Source organism: Paenibacillus sp. Z6-24, assembly GCF_054161335.1.
On sequence record NZ_CP096398.1, the window covers coordinates 4,872,755 to 4,892,971 of the forward strand.

Consider the following 20,217-nt stretch of genomic DNA (forward strand, 5'->3'; position numbering starts at 1 on the left):
TGCAGGCGATTTGCCTGGCATACTGTTCGTTATTTGGAGGACAGCTCGGCCAGCTGGGCTGGTGTCAGGCCGCCTTCGAATACTTGCAGTTCATCCAGTTCCCCTTTGAACGGAGCATCCCAGTAGTTGACACCGAGTCCAAAGCTCGCGTTGTCCGTGGCCGAGAAGCGATCCGGGAAGCCGGTGCCGGTAAAGGTTTCTTTGCCGTTCACATATACGGTCACCACACCCTGATCAACCGAGAAGGCCAGATGGCTCCACTCCCCTGCCGGAATCTTCATGCCGGTGCTGGCATCGTACCATGGCGCACTGCCGGCCCACAGCATGGTGTTATCTCCAGCTGTGCCGCGCGGCAGCAGGCTGATCCAGTGCTCACTGTCTGCTGCACCGAAGAATGCCGGTGAGTACACGTTCAGCTGCTCCGGCTTCACCCACATGGAGACCGAATACGAATTGCTGTGAATCAGTCCATTCGGCAGACGAATGCCTGTCGTACCATCCAGTACAGCGGATTGTCCGCGCACGCCTTCACCATACGTGATGGTGCCAACGGTTGCCGGACGATCGAGGCGATCACCTGTCAGTTCACCCGCGCCATGCTGGCCGGTACTGTCGTTTAGATTCCGATCGAAGCTGTACTGTGCCGTCAGTTCTGCATTGACGTAAGGCAGTACAGTAACGTCAAATGCCTTGGTACGTGTCTCATTGCCGCGGGTAATACGCGCCGTCAATGTTACCGATACAGCCGAGCTGCCCGATGCCGGACGTGTCACCTGACCGTTCGCAGCAATCACTTCTTCATTGGAAGAAGTCCAGCTGATGACTGTACCGCGGCTGCCGACTGCGGGCAGTTCCAGATTGGCTGTAATTCCTTCTGTACCATCCAGCTTCAGTTCACCATATACATCTGCGATAACCTGCGTATCCGAAGCATCCGGCAGACGGCTGCCCCAGCCCATCGTCGCCTGATCGGACAGTGCGGTGAATGTCATGACATACTGCTCAGACATCGGGTCCCAGTCCTTGACGAATACACCGGTATACTTTTTGCCGCCAATCGTCAGTTCTGCATCATTGGTGCCTTTTTTCTTCCAGGTACCCTGAAGTTCGCCGGTGATTGTATGATCTTCATTGAGACGGATTGCGCTCGCTTCCTTGATCGCCGCGGAAGAATCGCTGCCATGATCGACAAACTGATAGTCACCGGTGATCATTTTATCGCTGACTTTGGCTTCCTTCTCGCCTGCATAACGATATGGTGAGACGACTGGCCAGCCTTCTTTATTGATAAACATCTGGTGGATGCGCAGTTCATGCTCTTCGCCGCGTCCCGGGAAGCGGGTATGGAAGACGAGGAACAGCTGTCCGGTCTTCGGATCGGTGTAGACGGAGTTGTGTCCCGGAGACACATAGCCGTAATCCTGCTCTTTGCCCGGATCGCCTACTTTGCTGTCGAACAGGAAGTTACCGATCAGCTTGTTGCCGTACTCGTCATTGCTCGTATTGGCCGGCCAGGTCGCCTGGTGACCTCTGGCATCCACATATGGACCATCCGGGGACTGGGAGCGGAATACGCGCATATTATAACCGCCGTTCGCGGCCAGTCCGCCGTATGTCATGTACAGATAGAAGTAACCGGTATCCTTGTTGTACTGAATGTACGGTCCTTCACCGGACTTGCCGTAACCACCGGCAATCTTAATGCCAAAGTAGCGGTCGATCATGCGACCGTCCTTGGTTTTGCCGTCTTTGCCCGGATAGATCGGCTTGCCGGTCTTCTGGTCAACTTCCATTACGAAGATACCGCCAGACCATGAACCGTAGGTCATCCACATTTTGCCTTTGGCATCGTAGAAAATGGTCGGGTCGATGGCATTCGGATACTGCTGGTTGGCATAGGAGCCGTTTTCGTTAAACCAGGCCGGATTCTCGGCACTGATTTTTTTCTGGTCGATCAGCGTTTTGATATTCGTGTTGGTCCACTGCTTGTCTACCTGGCTGTTGGCATCAAATGCTTTGTCCTTGGTGAACCCGGTATAGATAAAAGTATCTGTGTATTCATATGGCCCTTCGATATTCTTGGATACCGCCATGCCGATCGCAGAACGGATATACGTGGATGAAGTAGAATAATACAGCGTATAGGCGCCTTTGGAGCCATCTTTATTTACATACTTGGGATTCCAGATCACATCCGGTGCCCATACGGCAAAGCCGCCTTTGCTGTCGGCATCATTTTCACCGGCCCATTTAAAAGAGCCTGCGAGCGTTTTGGACAAATCACCGTATAGCGTATTGCCCGGCGTGGTGTAACCGTTTGCAAAATTGGACCAGTGCATCAGGTCCGTTGACTTGGCTGCCGATATGTGGGAACCGAATACATAGAACGTATTGCCTGTTTTGATAATGGAAGGATCATGGACAGTGGCATTGGAGAATGTCGGCTCTCCCGGTGGATTCTCTGCCTTGGCTGCAGATGCCTGTTCGTTGGCGGTTACTCCTGTTACAGATACCGCGAGTGAGAAAGCCAGTGTTGCTGCTGCGAGCCTTTTGGTTACATTTTTGCGCATTCGTTAATCCCCTCTCGTCTTGCTCATGATTGATAATCTATGACTGATTCATATGACTGTTGATATCGGTCTGACTGCTCGTAGTAACTTGGAAAATGAACTGCCTCCATAACTCTAAATGATTGAAATCAATTCTCTTCTTCTCATATCGAAGCTTATGAAGGCAGTATATCTTAACTACTCTGGTTCAGTTGATGCTTATTGGTTCAGACGCAGCACAAGCACATTGACCGAGCTTGCCGGCAGATCCAGTACAACGGTATCGCCATTCAGCTGAATAATCTGCTCGGATGGAACGACCTGTTCATTGTTTTTCTTATTCACATTCGGTGTATGCAGCAGGGAGACGTCACCGGTCAGTGTGATCAGCTGCGCCTCTGCCTGCACGTTCAGTTCCTCCAGATTCAGACGGGTCGCCTTGTCAGCGGCATCGGCATTGACCAGCTTCACATACACATGCTCATCATCCCGGGTCACGGAATGGAACACTTCGCGGTTGTAGGCTTCCAGCTTGTAATCCAGCACTTTGCTGCTAGTCTGGCCATCGGTGTAGGAACAGATCAGATTGCGACCAGTCTCGCCGCCATAGTCGACAGTGATTACATACTCCGTACCATCGGTGAGCGGCTCATAGCTTGCCGCTCGCAGGTTGCCGGCTGCCGTACTGGAAGAATAATCGCCCAGTGTGTAGCCTTCGATGCCCTGCTTGTACACTTTGACTCCGGTTGCATCGCCATTGTAGCTGATTGCGTACTCGGTCACGTCCTTGGTATCCGGGTGAATATCGGTCAATCCGGCGCCGATATAGAATCCTTCCGGACCACTCAGACGAGTAGCGGTCACTTCGACCTTGTAGTTGGTCCAGTCGTCATTCAGCAGGTACAGACCGTTCAGACCGCTGCTCTGTGCGGACAGAATCAGTCCACGCTCCGCATCCACCGTGTATCCGGCAGAACCCGGAATAACCTGCCACGCCGGATTGAGTTCTGCGGTAAAGTCCTGTTCCAGCAGCACACTGCCATCGGCGTTGGAAGTGACTTTGACATGCTTGACAGCGATCTTCGCATTGCCTGTGGCGATCTCGATACCACCGCGCGGGATCAGCTCCAGCTGACGGCCGTGCTTGTAAGTCGAGAAGGATGTATCCAGCACTTTGTGTCCCAGATATTTGGCAAACAAATGCTGTACATAATAGTTTGGCGTATACCATACCGTCTCATCATCGAACCAGATGCAGTCCGGTGTCCAGCGGTAGGTGCCATCGGTCAGCACTTTGTTGAACAGCGGCGCATAAGCGGCGAGACGCACCACATCGGCATTTTTCTCAAATCCAGTCATAACAGCCGCTTCGCCGATCGCACCGGCCAGCGTATTTTTGTCGGTCGATGCATATTCACCGACAAATACTTTGGATGTCTCCTGCCAGTTGATGCTGCCGTCGGCGTTGTACGCTCTGTAATAGTAGTTATAACGGTCTGCATTATTGAGCAGATACTCGTTGGAACGGTAGTAGTGCTCATCCGCAATCGTATCCATATAGTTGTCTTCCTTGGCATACCAGGTGACGGTTTCTTCAATGACTTTGTCCCGGTCGGCAAAAGCGACTTCAGCCGATCCTTCCAGATTGCCGCTCAGGAATTTCCAGCCCTGCTGGTACGCATCATCATCAGCCTGTGCGCCAACGGTGGAGATAATGTTCAGCTCATGATTAGGATAATGCTGTGCCATATATTCGTCGATCGATGTCTTGAACACCTCAAAGTTGGCAAAGAACTCGGTACCCCAGTTCTCATTGCCGACTCCCAGATAGCGCAGATCAAATGGAGCTTCATGACCCATATGCTTGCGCATCGCTGCCCATTCGTTATGTTCAAAGTCCATGCTGATCGCAAAGTCGATCAGGTCGGTAAAGTTCTTGATATAGTAATCACGCAGCTCGCCGCCGGCCGGATGTGCATAGTCGGAGCGTGCCTGGCAGAGTACGCCGCAGGCCATAACCGGCAGCGGTACCGCATTCAGATCCTCAGCCAGCTGGAAATATTCCATATAGCCAAGTCCCATCGTCATCATGTAGCCCCAGACGTTGAAGTTCTCTTTACGCAGCTCGATATCGCCTACGGAATCTTTCCAGTCATACACATTGTCCCAGATAAAGGAACCTTCCGAGATACAACCACCCGGGAAGCGCAGGAATGTCGGATGCATGTTCACGAGTGCGTTGACCAGATCCTTGCGCAGACGGTAGTTCGGGTTGCCGGTATAGTTGGCATGAGCGGATGGAGAACCTTCTTCTTCGCTCGCTCCCCATACATCCTGCGGATACAAAGAGACCATGTCGATCGAGATTTCCCCGTCAAAGGTCAGTGCCAGCTGTCCAAGCACCTGCGTGGAGCCTGTCAGGGTGATCTTCTGCTCCACTCCGTATTTGCGCCAGGTTCCGTCGCCCTGTACCTGTACAGTCACCGAGTCACTCGCCGGCTCACCGTCCGGTGTCTGCAGCTGCAGCGTGATCGTTCCGGCATTCTCTGCCTTGGCCCAGATTGTAAAGTCATAACGGGCATCACGCTGGATAAACATCGCGCAATTATTGTTCGTATCGTTGAATCCGCGGTTGATAATCGTCGCTCCATCAGCCACGGTCACATAGTAGGAGTTCACATCAGGATCACTCACGCCAAAATGCTCGTTCAATCCGCCGCTGCTCTGCGGGGTCATCCGGTCGGTATCACCGTACCAGGCGAATAGGGGCTCACGGTTGCGGCCGGTCGAGCATCCGCATTCGCCGGAGGCATGGGAATACGTATCAAAGGCAAACGATTCAAAGGAGCGGTTCTGCACCATTTCCGCATAGATCCCACCATCTGCCGCATTGTTGATATCCTCGTAAAACAGACCATACATCACTTCGCTCACATCGAGCACTTCACGGCTGCCATGAATCGTCAGTGTATACGGCGGCAGATCCTTCGGCAACACCGAGACATCAAAGCTCTTCTCCAGCGTGCTCTCTCCGCGCGTCATCGTCGCTGTAATCGTTACGCCTTCGGCAGCACTGACCTGCTGTACCTGACCGTTATGCGCCAGAATCTCCGGACGGCTGGATGTCCAGCTGACCTGTACTCTGCCACCCATGAGGGCCTGCGGAAGTGTCAGATCACGTGTAATGATCGTCGTTGGGAAGTCCAAATACTTGTCCCGTGCCAGACGGGTCACTTCTTCATCGGTCAGCGAGTCGCACATGACCTCGATCACTTCATCTTCGGACAATCCAGCCTGATACACCCGGAAATCTGCGATCGCGCCGGTATAATCATCATCCGCCGCGAACTGGGAGCGTCCGATGTAATTGCTGTTGTAATTGCCTTCTTCGGTAAATGTAGCAAACCATGCACGCAGACGGGCATAATTGCCGCTCGATGTCTGGCTGATCGTGCCGTCTACAGCCACTTCGCCATTCACATAGACGACCGGACCGGCACTGCTCAGCGTTCCGCCTTCGGTGCCTTTGACCGAGATGGCGACATGCATCCACTCGTCGCGTACAAATCCTTTACCAGGATCGACCGCCAGATCGCCGTCTGCTGTCAGCGTCCCGCGCATCTGACGCGTGAGGAACAGAGATGGCTTGCCCTCTCCGCCGCCAAAGTCAAAAATACGTTCCCAAATGCTCACACCCATGCCAAAGTTCACCCATGCGGTTACCGTCAGACCTGTGTTATCGCTTACATCTTTGAGCAGATCAGCAGGCAGTTGTATGTAGGAAGAACCATTCGCTCCACCAGAAAATGTGGCTGCCTGGCGTCCATGTACCTCTTTTACTGCAGGAAGCGAATTCCCGGAAGCGGTTGCATCATTGCCCATTGGGGAGCTGTCTTTGCCAATATGACTGGCATTGTCGAATTTGTACTGTGCAATCAGTCGATCCTGGATATGTGTCATTTGCAATGCTCCTATACTTTATATTCTTAATATTTATATTAATATATTAATGTAATTATATTCTATAAAGTCATACTACTCTATATTGAGGGTGTTTTTCAACTCTTTTTCAGTAGAAGAGCGGTTTTTGTAGAAATAATCGTTTATACATTTGCTGATGAGTGGATGCCCTGTTGAACAGGTATAGGCGCCTTGGTTAGTTCGTTTAAACAGCAGCAAATTAAAAGGGACTTCATTCAGCCGCTCTGGAAAGGGATTGGTCCACGTCCTCCGGTTAAGACTGGAGATCTTGAATAACCGCTGTTCGCGGTTGATTTCCAGTCTTAAATGTCATCCTTTGGACCAATTCCCTTTCCTCCGCTCTGTGCGTGAACTATATTGGGTGTTGTCTTGGTCAGTTGGGGAGAACGTTAAAGAGCCTCTCGCTGGTTAGGCGAAAGGCTCTTATGTGTATGGATACGCTGTATTGCAAAGTCACCCGGTGTGCACGAGCGATTACACGCGTTTGAGTTCGATCCACTCGATCTGCATGCCTGGCTTGACGAATTCGAAAGTCAGTTCGTAGATGCCGGTTGCCAGTTCGGCTTTGACCAGCTTTTGACGCAGCCATCTGCCTTCGGTGCCATTGGTCTGGATGGTGGTGACGACTTCGCCGTTTAGCATCAGGTTGCAGGCGCTTTGGGCCAGTTCGGTATCCGGGGACATGACATGGGCGAAGAGGCGGTAGACTCCCGGCTGGTCGACATGGATGAGCGTAGCACCAGCTGTATCGACCGGAATCTGACGGTCTTCTGTCGCTGGCTGGGCCTGATCGACAGTAAATGAGGCATTTGCCTTATACGCGTTCACTGTCTCCTCGATCACCTGATTGCGGGCAAATACCGGGGCCTGAATCAAGAAATGGCAGATATTGATCGCACTGCGCTGAAGTTCGCCGCGGGTCAGTGTGCCGTTCGCCAGCGATTCGATCGTGTTATCGCCCCATACATTCGTCTCGGCGCCATAGTTGCTGACGACCATGTACAGATCATTCTGGGCGCGTACCATGGCATTGGTGTTTTTGCGATCAGCCGGTCCGCCATTTACGACATCGTTCATAATCGCCCACCAGTCGGTCATAACGATGCCATCGAAGCCCCATTCGCCGCGCAGGATCGTCGTATTCAGATCATAATTGGAAGCGGCCCAGTGTCCATTTACCGGATTATAGGAGGTCATGATGCAGTTGGAACCACCCTGCTTAACTGCGATCTCATAGCCTTTCAGATAGATTTCGCGCAGCGCACGTTCGGATACGACCGCATCGACTTTACTGCGATACTGCTCCTGGTTGTTGCAGGCGAAATGCTTCAGCGTGCCATTGGAGCCGCCCTTCATAATACCGCGCACACAGGCAGCGGCCAGCTGTCCGGTCACCAGTGGGTCTTCGGAAAAGTACTCAAAGTTCCGTCCATTGAGCGGACTGCGGTGAATATTCATACCCGGTCCGAGCAGTGCATCGACATTGTTGCGTACCAGTTCCTGTCCTTCCAGCACGTACATTTCCTCGACCAGTTCAACATTCCATGTCGATGCCAGCAGTGTACCGATCGATACCTGGGTGGACTTGTCTCCGCTGTCCATTCGGATACCGGAAGGGCCATCTGCCGTACAACCGACCGGAATCCCGTAACCCAGCAGACTGTCACTGACCCCGCCAAATGCGGATGCCGTACCCGGAGTCACGAGCGGACTGCTCATGCCTTCCCCGCGTACAATTGCGGCCAGATCCTCATCGCTCAACTGGGCGATAAAGTCCTCCATGCTGACCTTGTGCTCCGCCACATCTCTCAGCTTGTAGCCCCGGTCTCCCGTCTGCTTCAACTGTACAGGCAGATTCTGGCGAACCCGGTCAGCCAGCGACACCTGCTGGCGCGGCACTTCGGTATATGTCACCTCATAGGTTCCATTGTCCAGACGGCGTCCCGGCTTAATCCGGTTAAAGGTCACAGTCGGCGCCATCGCTTCCTGCAGCTGCTCCACTACCTGCAGCTCGCTGAGCACATATCCGTCGCTATCAGCGAACGGAACAGCAACCAGCTCACGAATACTGGTGCCTGCATGGAAATGATATGTACCTGCTTCCAGTACATATGCGTGCGCATGTCCGGTAATGCCGCTGTCATCGTACGAAGCCATGCCATGCACCGGGAAAGCAATCACCAGCCGCTCCGATTCTCCCGGCTGCAGCAGCCCTGTTTTGCCAAAAGCAGCCAGCGAACGTACCGGCTGACCGAGCTGACCCTGCGGCGCTTCATAGTAGATCTGCACGACTTCTTTGCCGGCATAGATCTGTCCAATATTAGTCACCTGTACCCCGATTTCGATAAATTCCTGTCCATCACGGCTAACCAGCTGCGCCTGCTCCGGCTGTACATCAAACGACGTATACGACAATCCATAGCCAAACGCATACTGTACCTTCTCGGGCGCAAATGTCTCAAAGTACCGGTAGCCCACATAGATGTCCTCTTCATATAGACTCTGGTGCTCGTTGCCATAGTTTTTCGTCGACGGATAATCATCGATGGAATACGCGATCGTATCCGGCAGTTTGCCGCTCGGCGTCACTTCCCCGACCAGCACATCCGCGATCGCATTGCCGCCCTCCATACCGCCATGCCAGGAATAGATAACGGCTGAGATCGGATGGATATGACTCTTATCCTGTACCCAGCTCATGTCCACGATATTGGATACATTGAGTACGACAGCAGTCTGTTCAAAATGAGCCGTCACCTGCTTCAGCATATCCAGCTCTTCATCCGTCAGACGGTAACTGCCCGGCGCATCCGCATTATCCTTGTCTTCCCCGGCGGTGCGTCCGATGACGATAATGGCTTTGGCCGACTGCTGTCTCGCCTGGGTGACCAGCTCACTTGTCAGCGGCATTTCCTTCTGGTGCCACGGCTCGGCTGCCCAGCCCCCACCACCGTTATCAAACGGATTCTCACCAATCCACTGCTCGTATACCTGTGCCAGCTGCTCATTGACGGTGATGCCCGGCTTGCTGCGCAGCCCATCCAGCAGATTGGTCGTATACGCCACATTTACACTGCCACCCGATCCTGTACCACTGCGGTAATAATCGACCTGTACCCGGCCAAAAATCGAAACGCTTTCATCTTTCTGAATCGGTAGAACCTGATTGTCATTTTGCAAAAGCACGGCGCCTTCGGCAGCAACCTTGCGGCTGAATTCAGCAAATCCCTCAAGTGGGACCCCGATTTGTGAAATGGTTGGTGTAGTCAATATATTCCCTCCTGAATCGTAAATGGTCTGGTGGCTAAGTGTCATGATGAGGATGATGTGCTGCATAATCTCTTCTACCATTATGTACGCAACAATTCGGAAAATGCAAAGGCTTACATTCCTATATGATAAATGGCTGGCTAGTTGTGGCTGATTTGTGAGCTGTACGGGTGTGCAGAAAAATGGCAGTAGTTAGGGAACGCGACGGGTGTAGCAACTGCCGCTCCGGGAAGGGATCATACCGGCGGCCTCCGGTTAAGAATGGATATTTTGAAATACCGCTGATCGCGGTGAATATCCATTCTTAAATGTCGACCTATGGTATGATTCCCTCCCCTGCGCTCCGTGCGTTTTATTGCATGTCCTCTGTGTTCATACTTCGTATTTTATTGCCGTATACCGTATAAAATGATATACCACTTTGCACAGAATGCATACGCACAGAACGAAAGAAAGGAAATAAGGGAAATGGACGACCTTTAAGCCTGGAGATCTTCCTTCACTCCTAATATTCAAGATCTCCAGGCTTAACCGGAGGACATTCCCTTATTCCTTTCTGAGTGGATGAAGCATCCCACCATACACATATTACTACACAGCACACTTTACTATTTCAGACTCAAAACAAAAAGGCACCGCAGCAATAACAGTGCCTTTCATTAGAACACTTGGCTCCCATAACCATACAAATTACAGTATGCAGACGGTCTCCTGTTCAGCAGCAGACAGCCGTGGAAAATTATAATTTACCGATCCCGATGCACGATGTAATCGAGCAGATGCTTCAGGAAAGGCACTTCCTTCGGCAGGTTACGCAGCGCCTCCATAGCGCAGCAGTAGTGATTCCACATCTCTTTCTGGGCGTCCTCTTCCCCGAGAATGGAGACAAAGGTGGAGTTGTTGTTCTGCGCGTCCTGACCGACCGGCTTGCCGATGACCCGTACATCGCCTCCGAGATCGAGCAGGTCGTCCTTGATCTGAAAGGCAATGCCGGCGTGGTAGGCGAATGTCTGGAGCACCTGAATCTCCTCGTCCCCGGCCCGGGCGAGCAGTGCAGGCATCACGAGCGAAGCTTCAAAGGCTACGCCGGTTTTATAAAAGCAGATCGTATTCAGCTGTTCGAGCGTCAGTGCCTGACCGCGGGCCTCCAGGTCCATCGCCTGGCCGGTGCAAAGTTGTTCCGCTTTTTCGGTGGAATATTGCATCAGGTTCAGCACGGCTCTGGCGTCGAATCCATCCATCGAGGACTGCTCACGGATACTTTTCTGGATGAGGAACAATCCGCTCAGCTCGGCAGTGGCGCTGTTGTGCACTTCATGCAGCGTTGCCCGGCCCCTGCGGGTCGGCGCATTATCCTGGGAAGGCAGATCATCGAAGATCAGCGAAGCGGTATGCATGTATTCGAGCGATCGCAGCAGAGGCATAAGCGCCTGTGCATCCAGTCCGTAATGATGCACGCCCATCACCCAGGCGAGGATCGGGCGCAGCCTTTTGCCGGAGCCTTCGAGACTGTAGTTGGCTGCGTCGATGAGCCGTTCGTTCATCGGCAGCAATCCCTGCTTTTTGTCCAGCAGCAGCGTGTCGTTGATCTGCTGTCTCACGGTCTGAAGAGTCTGCTGGAAGTGCTCCTGCTCTTCCCGATCCTGCTTGAGACTGTTCAGCATCTGGTCGCGCAGCAGTTTGTCAAAGAAATCCACATCCTCTGCCTTGGACACCATCTGCTGGATCAGCCGGTTGAATGCCGGGATGCCTGCTGTCAGAATGCCCATGGTCTCATCGTATTTGGCATCACCGAGACGAACGCGCGCACGCTTGAGTCCGTTAATCGCCCGGTCCAGAATCACTTCGCGGGTTCGGTGGTCATTGCCGTATACATTGTGGATCAGATGGGCGATAACCGCCCAGTACAGTTCAAAAGGGTTGACCAGATCGCTGCGCTGGCTGTGGTATTTGAGATAATACGTATACGGCGTAACCGAGCCGGCCTCCATATCGTCGAACATATCGGCAAAATCATCGGCCAGCTGGTTATAAATGCCGTAGCAGAACATCCGATGGTCGAATCCCTCATCCTCCGGCGCACCGATAATGGAACGGGCCACTAGCCTGGAGCAGGATGATTTAAGAATAACCGGAATGTACAGCTCTTCATTCGTATAGCGGTTATTATTCAGATCCCGTGTCCGATCGATATCCTGAGACTGGAAGAATACATACGATTGTTCAAAAAAGATCCGCTGCGTTCCTGGCTGCTGACGGCTTTGAATATACTCAAATGCTTCCCGCAGCTCGGAATGGATATACCGGATCAGCTCCAAATGATTGCCCGACCAGTCGCCCAGCTTGGGTACCGTGCCGGTCAGCAGCGCGGTGCGGATCAGACGCGAATACTGCTCTTTCTCCTGCACGGTGAGCAGCGTGGAATCAAGAATATCATCTACAAAAGGATACGTCAGTCCGTAGGAATAGCCGAGGCGCACCGCTTCATCCAGACGGCGGCTGCGCTCTGCCTGCGGCACGCTATCCTCCATCTCCTCGATCGCATGCAGCACGACGCCGACAATGATCTTGATCAGCTTGCGCTGCGCCTGCTCGGCACTCAGCTCTTCCGGAATATGGGCAGTGACATTCTTCAGCTTGTTCATCATCCAAATGATCGCCGGCTCAATGTTTTCCTTTTGCGCCCAGCGGTAGACACCATCCATACTCATGAACATCATAATATCGCCCTGTGGACCGGCTTCGGGATTCACGAGCCGCTTGCGCAGGCTGGCGATCACTTCCTGAATCCGTGCTTCCGTTTCCGGCGAATCCAGCGCACGACCCAGATCGCGCATATAGATGTACGATACACTGCGGTTCAGATAGTTATCCAGTTTGCCGGTGATGTTCAGCCACTGGATGTACCGGTGGTAGTCTCTGGCATCCGGCGCTTTTTGGCGGGAAAAGCGGGACAGCCAGGAATTCAGCGGAATATGGTTCTTTTTCCAGAGGTGAAAATCATCGGTCAGGGACGATATATACGTCTTGGCATTCACCTGCTCGTACAATTGTGCAAAGTAGTCCGCAGCCTTCTGCTCAGCCAACTGGTAACCGGTATCCGCGTAGTTTATAAATTTCTCATTCATCAGAAATCCCTCAAATTCTATTTAATAGTCATCCGGTACGTTTCCGAAGGGACATGTCAGTTAAGCGTTACTTGTTATATTTAATAATCAGGGATAATCGGGATACAGAGGCCTGATCCCATTCGGATGGTTCGCATCATGTAGTAGTCGTAGACGTTCATATGTACAGGATAATACGGGAAAACAGGAATGGGGTTACGAATTGCTCTCTTTCTCCTTCTATCGTCAGAAATGAGTCGGAAATCAACAAAACCACCAACCGGACTGCGGCTGATGGTCTGATGGTGGTATGGGGTACCGATAACGGTTAGGCTTGCTTAACAATCTCATCTAATTCACTTTTGAGTAAAAGGTAGCGATGCACACTTCGCATGATCGGCACCTTGGTCAGCTTGTTTTTATCGACGTAGACCTTCATTTGATCTTTGGACATACCCAGTAGAGCTCCCGCTTCCGAGACCGTTAATACTACTTCATTACTGGTCGCGTTAAAGGTTTCTTTCACTTTCAGATTCCAGTCCTTGAATACCTGCATAGATTGGCAACCCTTCCTATTCGCAGCCAAAAACGTTTCCTGACCGAATCATTCCATTATATCACATTTATGTTGTGTTTTTCTTCAAAATCTGCTGGATTTGAAGATTTTGTCGTTGATGCAGGAGGAATTTCGTTTCTGTGTTTATTTAGGTATGGGTAGCTTACACCGCTGCGAAAAGAGATTCTACCACTTCCTCCGGTTAAGAATGGAGATCATGAATGACCGCCTGCAGCAGTCGATCTCCATTCTTAAATGTCGGGCGTCGGTAGAATTCTCTTTTCTTCGCTCTGTGCAGGGAGTGATCCCACATCTTAAACCCGGATCTGCTGTTCGTTCTCCATCCTTTCCCGATCTCTGAAAAATTCGATTTTATCATCCACTCTTCGCAGTGCGCGCTCCAGTTCCTTTTGCTGCTCCACGATCCGGGCGCGGTAAGTCTCCATAAATTCGCGGCGTACCCGGGCGGTGCTGGCCCCGCTGTCACCCATAGCGATGAACTGCTGCATTTCCTTAAGCGGCATTCCCATATCCCGAAAATACCTGATGATCTGAAACCATTTGATATCCGATTCCGTGTATTGGCGGTAGCCGTTGCCATCGCGCTGTATCCCGTGAACCAGACCCATCTGTTCGTAATAACGCAGCGTATGCACGCTCAGTCCTGTCTGTTCGGCAGCTTGTTTACTTGAAAATATCGTCTCCATGTTTTTAGTATACTTCCGCAATCCGGGTATTGCTATAGAGTGAACTCTATACTTTATGCTGAACCGGTAAGTGAATTTCGATCCCATAAGGAGGATTTACCGATGAAAGTATTTGTAACAGGAGCAACAGGATTTGTAAGCACTGCGGTGCTGCAGGAATTGTTCAAGGCAGGGCATGAAGTGACCGGTCTCGCGCGGTCGGACAAGGCCGCAGACCTACTAAACGCAGCGGGCGCAGCCGTCCATAGAGGTTCACTTGAAGATGCCGACAGTCTGCGCCAGGCGGCCAGGGAAGCGGACGGTATTATCCATCTCGGCTTTATCCATGACTTCTCCAATTATGCAGCGGCCAATGAGATTGACCGGCTGGCGATCGAAGCGATGGGCAGGGAGCTGGAAGGTACGGGCAAACCGATCATACTGACTTCGGGCGCGTTGATGCTCGCTCCAGGGCGTATCGGTACGGAAAAGGATGAGCCTTCTCCACATGCTATCCGGTATGCGGAAAAAGCCGTTCCTGCACTGGCTGAGCGTGGTGTACATGCATCCATGGTCCGACTGGCGCCTTCAGTACATGATGTGGGAGATTACGGATTTGTGCCGACTTTAATCGATATTGCACGCGCTAAGGGCGTATCCGCGTATATCGGTGATGGAAGCAACCGCTGGTGTGCGGTGCATCGCCTGGATGCGGCTGTGCTGTTCCGCAAGGCACTGGAAAAGGCAGTACCCGGTACGCGTCTGCACGGTGTGGATGAAGGAGAGATTCCGTTTCGCGAGATTGCCGAGGTGATTGGGCAGAAGCTGAATCTGCCGGTCGTAAGCATTACTCCGGATGAAGCAGCCGATCACTTTGGCTGGATTCATTTTGCCGCGTCTGCTGATATGCCGATATCCAGCATGCTTACCCGTGAATGGATGGATTGGACACCGGTACAGCATGGCCTGATTGCCGATCTGGAGCAGGGACATTATTTTACTACATCCTGATCGTTGTGATGTAGTCGGATATTCGATTTTTCGGGTTCGGATACAGGTTCAGATGATGGTGTTCCTGCTGTGATCTTGTTATACAAAATGCACCCCTGCATGCTCATTCGTTAACCTGTACGGTTATGCAATGAGCATTTGCAGGGGTGCATTTATTTTATAATATACTATTTCGTCTACAAGCTGATTTCATTATTCGGTCTGTTTAACTCGCGACTGGATGGCAAAATTCTGACTGCCCTCCCGCTGGCTGATCCATCGGTTTATTGTACTTGACTATTTTACTCTGCCAGCTTGTATCCGCAGTTTGGACAGAATTTGGAACCTTCATTTTTGGTGCCGCAGTTCGGGCAGAAGTTGGGCTTGATTCCGCCTTCGGCAGATGATGGAGTCGGCGCATTATTTTGCCCGCCACCCGTCTGCTGACCGGAAGAGGGATTTTGTCCTTGATTGGCATTGGACGGATTTGGATTACTTCCATTCATATTCTTCATCATTTCGTTTGCCATATTCATGCCCATCATCATACCGGCCATATCGGCCGCCGTACCGCCGCCCTGCACTTTACCCGAAGCGATGCCGTCGGTCATGCTGACCTGCTGGTATTTCTGCATATTGCCGATCATCTCGTGGGAAGCGGTCTTAGTGATCATATCCTGAATCTCCTGCGGATAGTTGAAGCTCATCACCTGAAAGCCGGTAATTCCGATCCCGATACTCATCATCTGCATATCCAGATCTTCACGAATACCATTCGCAATATCCGATGCATTGGCCTGCAGATTGAACATGTCCTTGCCTTCCCGGCTGATCCATTTCATGAGCAGCTGATCCAGTACGGCGGTGATACGGATTTTGACATCTTCGACCACGTAGCTCTGCTTGATTCCAGCTACCTTATCGATCAGGGCGACATAATCGCTGACTTTAAAATTAAACGTACCGTTCGCACGAATCGGCATCCCGCCCGGCAGCTGCGGCGTCGGAATCAGGATCGGACTCTGCGTTCCCCACCTCACCGTAAATTCCTTCGTATTCACGAACAGCACTTCCACCCGCATGCCGCTGTTGAAGCCGAACTTGAACCCTTTGAGCGTGGACAGGAACGGAATAATATCCGAATCCACATCAAAGGAACCTTCGTCCTTGAAAATGCCTTCCACTTTACCGTTATTCAGGAAAATGGCATCCTGACCGGAGCGGATGATCAGCTTGCTGCCTTTTTTGATCTCGCGGTTGTTCCATTTCCAGAAAATCATATCGTCTCTGAATTCTTCCCATTCGACTACATTGGCAAACTGGTTTCTGAAAAATCCCATATTCCCGCATCCCTTCTGTTTGAATATTCATGTACACATCCTAGCCGCCTTGTTGGCTGGCTGCTTGCTATAGGTTCACTGTATATCTGGACTTTTGCCTTGAACGACTGATTAAAAGGAACCCCGGCTGCCGCTGTGCGAATGACCGCCGCTGCTCGTTCCTCCGCCGCCTCCGCTGCTGCTGCTCTTCTCGATTTTGCGCTTGCTAACGGTAGTATGCGTGTAATTATCGTAGCTGTCCAGCACGCCGGAGACGCTGGAATCTTCATAGGTGGCACGGCTGACCGTGATGACGCCGCCAGAGCGGTATGCCATGATCCAGACGATGATGCCGCCGATCGCCGCCGCTACCAGCAGCTGGAACCAGAACTGGAATAACAGATTGTCCGGAGTGGTCCCGAACTTGTATCCCATATAGTCATAAGAGAGCTGGATATACTTTTCAAAAGCAATGCCATAATTGCCCACTGCCAGATCCGGGGTAATCTTGTTACGAATCTTGTCCAGCCTGCTGTCATTCAATTCCTGCTCCGCCTTGCCAAAGCCGGCCAGGTAGATTTCCCGGTTGTACATATCCATGGTGAGGATCACCGCATTGCCATAAGGCTGGTTATATCCAAACGCTTTGCGGTCATACAGGTCCTCTGTCATCTTCACGACATCCCGGCCCTCCGGATTGTTGGTCGTATAAATAATAAAGTCGGTCTGGCGCTCTGGTGCATACTGTCTAGCCAGCCGGGTCAGTGCCTCTTCTTCCTGTGGACGGAGCAGATTTGCCTGATCATAGATCAGCTTTTTCGATTCGGCTGCAGATGTGGCTGCCACCGCTGTATGGGTAACCATCGGCAGAGCCAGACCCAGCAGCAGTACCATTGCCAACATGAAGAGAGGGATACGATAACTTCTCACAGGAAATCCCCTCCCAGCGCCCAGGAGATGAACTTCATACCGAGTAATGCAGCGGCGGTAATGCCTGCGAACCATGCGGTGATCTTGCCTTTGCTGAGCGGAGGCTTGCCGACGACTTTGCCGGTCTGTCCATTCATCACGAACATGTAATTTTTTTGCTTAAAATCATAATTCACCAGCCAGACTGGCAGCAGGGCATAATCCGCCCGTCGCACCGTTGTATCCACCTGCTTGTCCGTATAGCTCACACTGCTGTATCCGGACAGCGACTGGGAGACCGAAGAATCGATATACGGCTTCGTTTTCTCCTTGGCACGGGGAACCAGCTGCTCGTCGTCATAGCTGTACTTCTCCGAAATATAACCGGCCAGATACGGGGTTTTGAATTCTTTTAACTGCTCGTATGGAAAAGGCTCCAGCTTGTCCATCAGTTCATCGTTCATCTTTTCCGAAGCATCCAGCGGCAGATTCACATAATCCAGCCGCAGCTTGCGGTACACATCGTAATGCTGGGTCTCCGTATATTGATAGTCTCCCTGCGTATAACTTCTTACCCTGGTCGCTTTGCCGTACACTTCAACCAGGTTATGTAATTCATATAACCAGAAGGGCACGTAGATCCCTGTCATGCTCTTGATCCGGTCCGCACTCATGAATCCGGCCGGTGTCAGCAGTCCGTTGCGGCACCATTTCCGGAATGCTTCTTCCGCCTGCGCCTTGCTGATCGCAAAAGGAATGACTGTATCCGGCGCCAGATCTCCGACCAGCCGGTCTCCCAGTACAACCGCCGATCCGCAAAAGCTGCACGTCGTCGCACTCGTCTCCGGCTCGGTCACGATATCCGCGCCGCAGCTCGGGCAGTGATACTGCTGCACTTCATTTTCGGTAAATACCTGCTTTTTCAGCGGGTCCGGCAGCTGTTCGATATTGTCCTGCCGTCCGCAGCTCGGACAGGACAGCGCTCCGGTCGCACTGTCAAACATCATGCTGCTGCCGCAGTTGGGGCATTTGTAGTCTATTACGGGCATTGGCTCACCTCACTGTTAACATATTTTCTTTTGGTTGGCATACTGCTGATGTTCTCCTGGGGAGAATGGGAGGGAGATGCAGCTGCCTTTATTTGTATCGGACAAATGGTGGGGATGGATAAATCCACAGGCGGCGATATTGCTTTACCCACTTCAGAAAGGAATAAGAGCACGTCCTCCGGTTAAGCCTGGAGATCCTTGAATGGGATATTGGAAATGGGGATCTCCAGGCTTAAAGGTCGTCCGTTGCTCTTATTTCCTTTCTTGCGTTAGGTGTTGGGATATCAATCGTGTTTGTACATTGGCTGCTCATGGCGAGTTTTAATGTTAATTTCTTTTCTGTCTCTTTAATATGGAGAAGTAGTAATCTGCAACCTTATGAATAAAGCAAAACGGTGAATAAGACAAACGCGTAGACAATGTAAGACCGTAGATCATAAGGTACACAATCCGCGAATGAACAAATCACGTTCACATTATTAAGTACACTGCTATCGGTATATTTTCACAGTAGAATGGATAAGTTATGCATCCGGCAGATCAGTGGCTGCTGGCGTTTTGTTGTTTCAGGGAAGATAGTTCCTGTTCCGGTGTCGCTTGGCTGGATGCGGGATCAGGTTGGGCGTTCATCCCTTTTTCCAGGCGGGCGATGAGGACGTCCAGGTCTTCTTCCTGGGAAGCGCCGCGCAGTTCGGCGAGTGCTTCTGCTTCGTTCAGTGCCATGGCTGCCTTGTGTTCCATCGCCTGCAGGGCTTGCTCGGTGCTGCTGGCAGAGCCGTGATGTGCACTCGCCTGCTGCTGGGCATTGGCCTGAGCCATCTTGCTTTTGAGTTCGGTATAGCGAGCTTCCAGCTGGGCGAGGTCTTGCATGAGCTTGTCCTGCATCAGCTTCATTGTATCGGCTTTGGCAGAAGCTCGTTCATGGGCAGCCTGCAGATCAGCGTGCGCTGCGGTGAGGCTCGCTTTCTTTTGCAGAAATTGCAGTGCATTCTGCTCTTCGCCGTTCTGAACGGATTTCTCGGCATAGCGCTGGAGCTTGGCGATCTCTGCACTGCTCTCGTTCAGCGCTCGCTGCGTCCGGCTCTGTTCGGCGAGAACCGCTGCTGTCTCTGCCTTGATCTGGCCGAGATCGCTGTTCATGCTGCTTAGATAGGTCTGCACATCCTTTTCCGGATCGTTTGAACGCTCCAGCAGGCTGTTTACGTTGGCTTTCATCACATCTCTGAATCGTGTCCATACACTCATCCTGTTCACCCCTTATCGAAAATAGTCAATTACACTATATTACACCAATTACGGCGTACAGGTTTCAGCTGCTTGACGAGATGCTTGCCATTGGGCTATTGCATGCAAGGATCAGCTTTCTTCAGTAAGGGCTATTAATGATGTAAAAAACACATCGTACAAATCCCAATCCAACTCGCTGCGCACATAGTTCGTAATCTCATTCAGCTGCTCCTCGCTGGCATATTCCAGGCAGGGACGCCCTTCGCTCCATAATACCCGGCAGGCAAACTTCTCTGTCACCTGCTGGATCACATAATCCTGTGATACATATTCGCGGCTGATCGCCATGGATGTATTCCTCCTTTTGGCTGCTCCAAAATAATTTCAGTATATTTTATTATTTTAAATTTGTAGAGACCGTTTCTATATCATTTGTCACAACAAGCAGCCCATCGAATCCATAATGAACGTCCTATTATAAATTACAAAACAGGCCTAAAAGCCACCTATCCGATCCGAAACGGGCGCTTGGCCCGCGTAATCTATAGTTCATAATCGTAAAATAGACTCCCAA

Annotated in this window: 12 protein-coding genes; 1 reads left to right on the forward strand and 11 read right to left on the reverse strand. The window is 51.6% G+C overall.

The genetic code is table 11. The features are described 5' to 3' along the window. Positions 1 to 29: 29 nt before the first annotated feature. The 6 genes from M1D61_RS21070 to M1D61_RS21095 form a co-directional block, all read right to left on the reverse strand. Positions 30 to 2,570, reverse strand: a complete 2,541-nt coding sequence (locus M1D61_RS21070) for a LamG-like jellyroll fold domain-containing protein (protein ID WP_458120492.1) — start codon at positions 2,568 to 2,570, stop codon at positions 30 to 32. A 198-nt stretch (positions 2,571 to 2,768) separates the two neighbouring features. Then, positions 2,769 to 6,509 carry an alpha-L-arabinofuranosidase C-terminal domain-containing protein gene (locus M1D61_RS21075; RefSeq protein ID WP_458120493.1) on the reverse strand — a complete coding sequence of 1,247 codons (3,741 nt, stop codon included), beginning with the start codon at positions 6,507 to 6,509 and terminating at the stop codon, positions 2,769 to 2,771. A gap of 495 nt (positions 6,510 to 7,004) precedes the next feature. Next, positions 7,005 to 9,800, reverse strand: coding sequence for a glycoside hydrolase family 3 protein (locus M1D61_RS21080; RefSeq protein ID WP_458120494.1), 2,796 nt, complete (start codon positions 9,798 to 9,800; stop codon positions 7,005 to 7,007). 746 nt (positions 9,801 to 10,546) lie between these two features. Continuing rightward, positions 10,547 to 12,928 (reverse strand): polyprenyl synthetase family protein, encoded by a 2,382-nt coding sequence (locus tag M1D61_RS21085; RefSeq protein ID WP_458120495.1) that lies wholly within the window; start codon positions 12,926 to 12,928, stop codon positions 10,547 to 10,549. Positions 12,929 to 13,235: 307 nt separating this feature from the next. Further along, positions 13,236 to 13,463, reverse strand: a complete 228-nt coding sequence (locus M1D61_RS21090) for a MerR family transcriptional regulator (protein WP_017814909.1) — start codon at positions 13,461 to 13,463, stop codon at positions 13,236 to 13,238. A 314-nt stretch (positions 13,464 to 13,777) separates the two neighbouring features. Continuing rightward, a complete protein-coding gene (locus M1D61_RS21095; protein ID WP_458120496.1) occupies positions 13,778 to 14,170 on the reverse strand; it encodes a MerR family transcriptional regulator in 393 nt (130 codons plus the stop codon). A gap of 102 nt (positions 14,171 to 14,272) precedes the next feature. Here M1D61_RS21095 and M1D61_RS21100 point away from each other — a divergent pair, with 102 nt between their 5' ends. Beyond that, positions 14,273 to 15,160 carry an SDR family oxidoreductase gene (locus M1D61_RS21100; RefSeq protein ID WP_458120497.1) on the forward strand — a complete coding sequence of 296 codons (888 nt, stop codon included), beginning with the start codon at positions 14,273 to 14,275 and terminating at the stop codon, positions 15,158 to 15,160. A gap of 281 nt (positions 15,161 to 15,441) precedes the next feature. Here M1D61_RS21100 and M1D61_RS21105 read toward each other — a convergent pair whose 3' ends face one another. From M1D61_RS21105 to M1D61_RS21125, 5 genes are all read right to left on the reverse strand, one after another. Continuing rightward, entirely contained in the window at positions 15,442 to 16,479 is a 1,038-nt protein-coding gene (locus M1D61_RS21105) for an SPFH domain-containing protein (RefSeq protein ID WP_458120498.1), read from the reverse strand. A gap of 111 nt (positions 16,480 to 16,590) precedes the next feature. Then, positions 16,591 to 17,388 carry a TPM domain-containing protein gene (locus M1D61_RS21110; RefSeq protein WP_458120499.1) on the reverse strand — a complete coding sequence of 266 codons (798 nt, stop codon included), beginning with the start codon at positions 17,386 to 17,388 and terminating at the stop codon, positions 16,591 to 16,593. Then, a complete protein-coding gene (locus M1D61_RS21115; protein WP_458120500.1) occupies positions 17,385 to 18,416 on the reverse strand; it encodes a TFIIB-type zinc ribbon-containing protein in 1,032 nt (343 codons plus the stop codon). Before M1D61_RS21115 ends, M1D61_RS21110 begins: the two co-directional genes overlap by 4 nt. 540 nt (positions 18,417 to 18,956) lie before the next feature. Next, on the reverse strand, positions 18,957 to 19,661 hold the full coding sequence (locus M1D61_RS21120; protein ID WP_458120501.1) for a PspA/IM30 family protein: 705 nt from the start codon (positions 19,659 to 19,661) through the stop codon (positions 18,957 to 18,959). Positions 19,662 to 19,772: 111 nt separating this feature from the next. Next, positions 19,773 to 19,991, reverse strand: coding sequence for a hypothetical protein (locus M1D61_RS21125; RefSeq protein WP_046216243.1), 219 nt, complete (start codon positions 19,989 to 19,991; stop codon positions 19,773 to 19,775). Positions 19,992 to 20,217 lie beyond the last annotated feature (226 nt).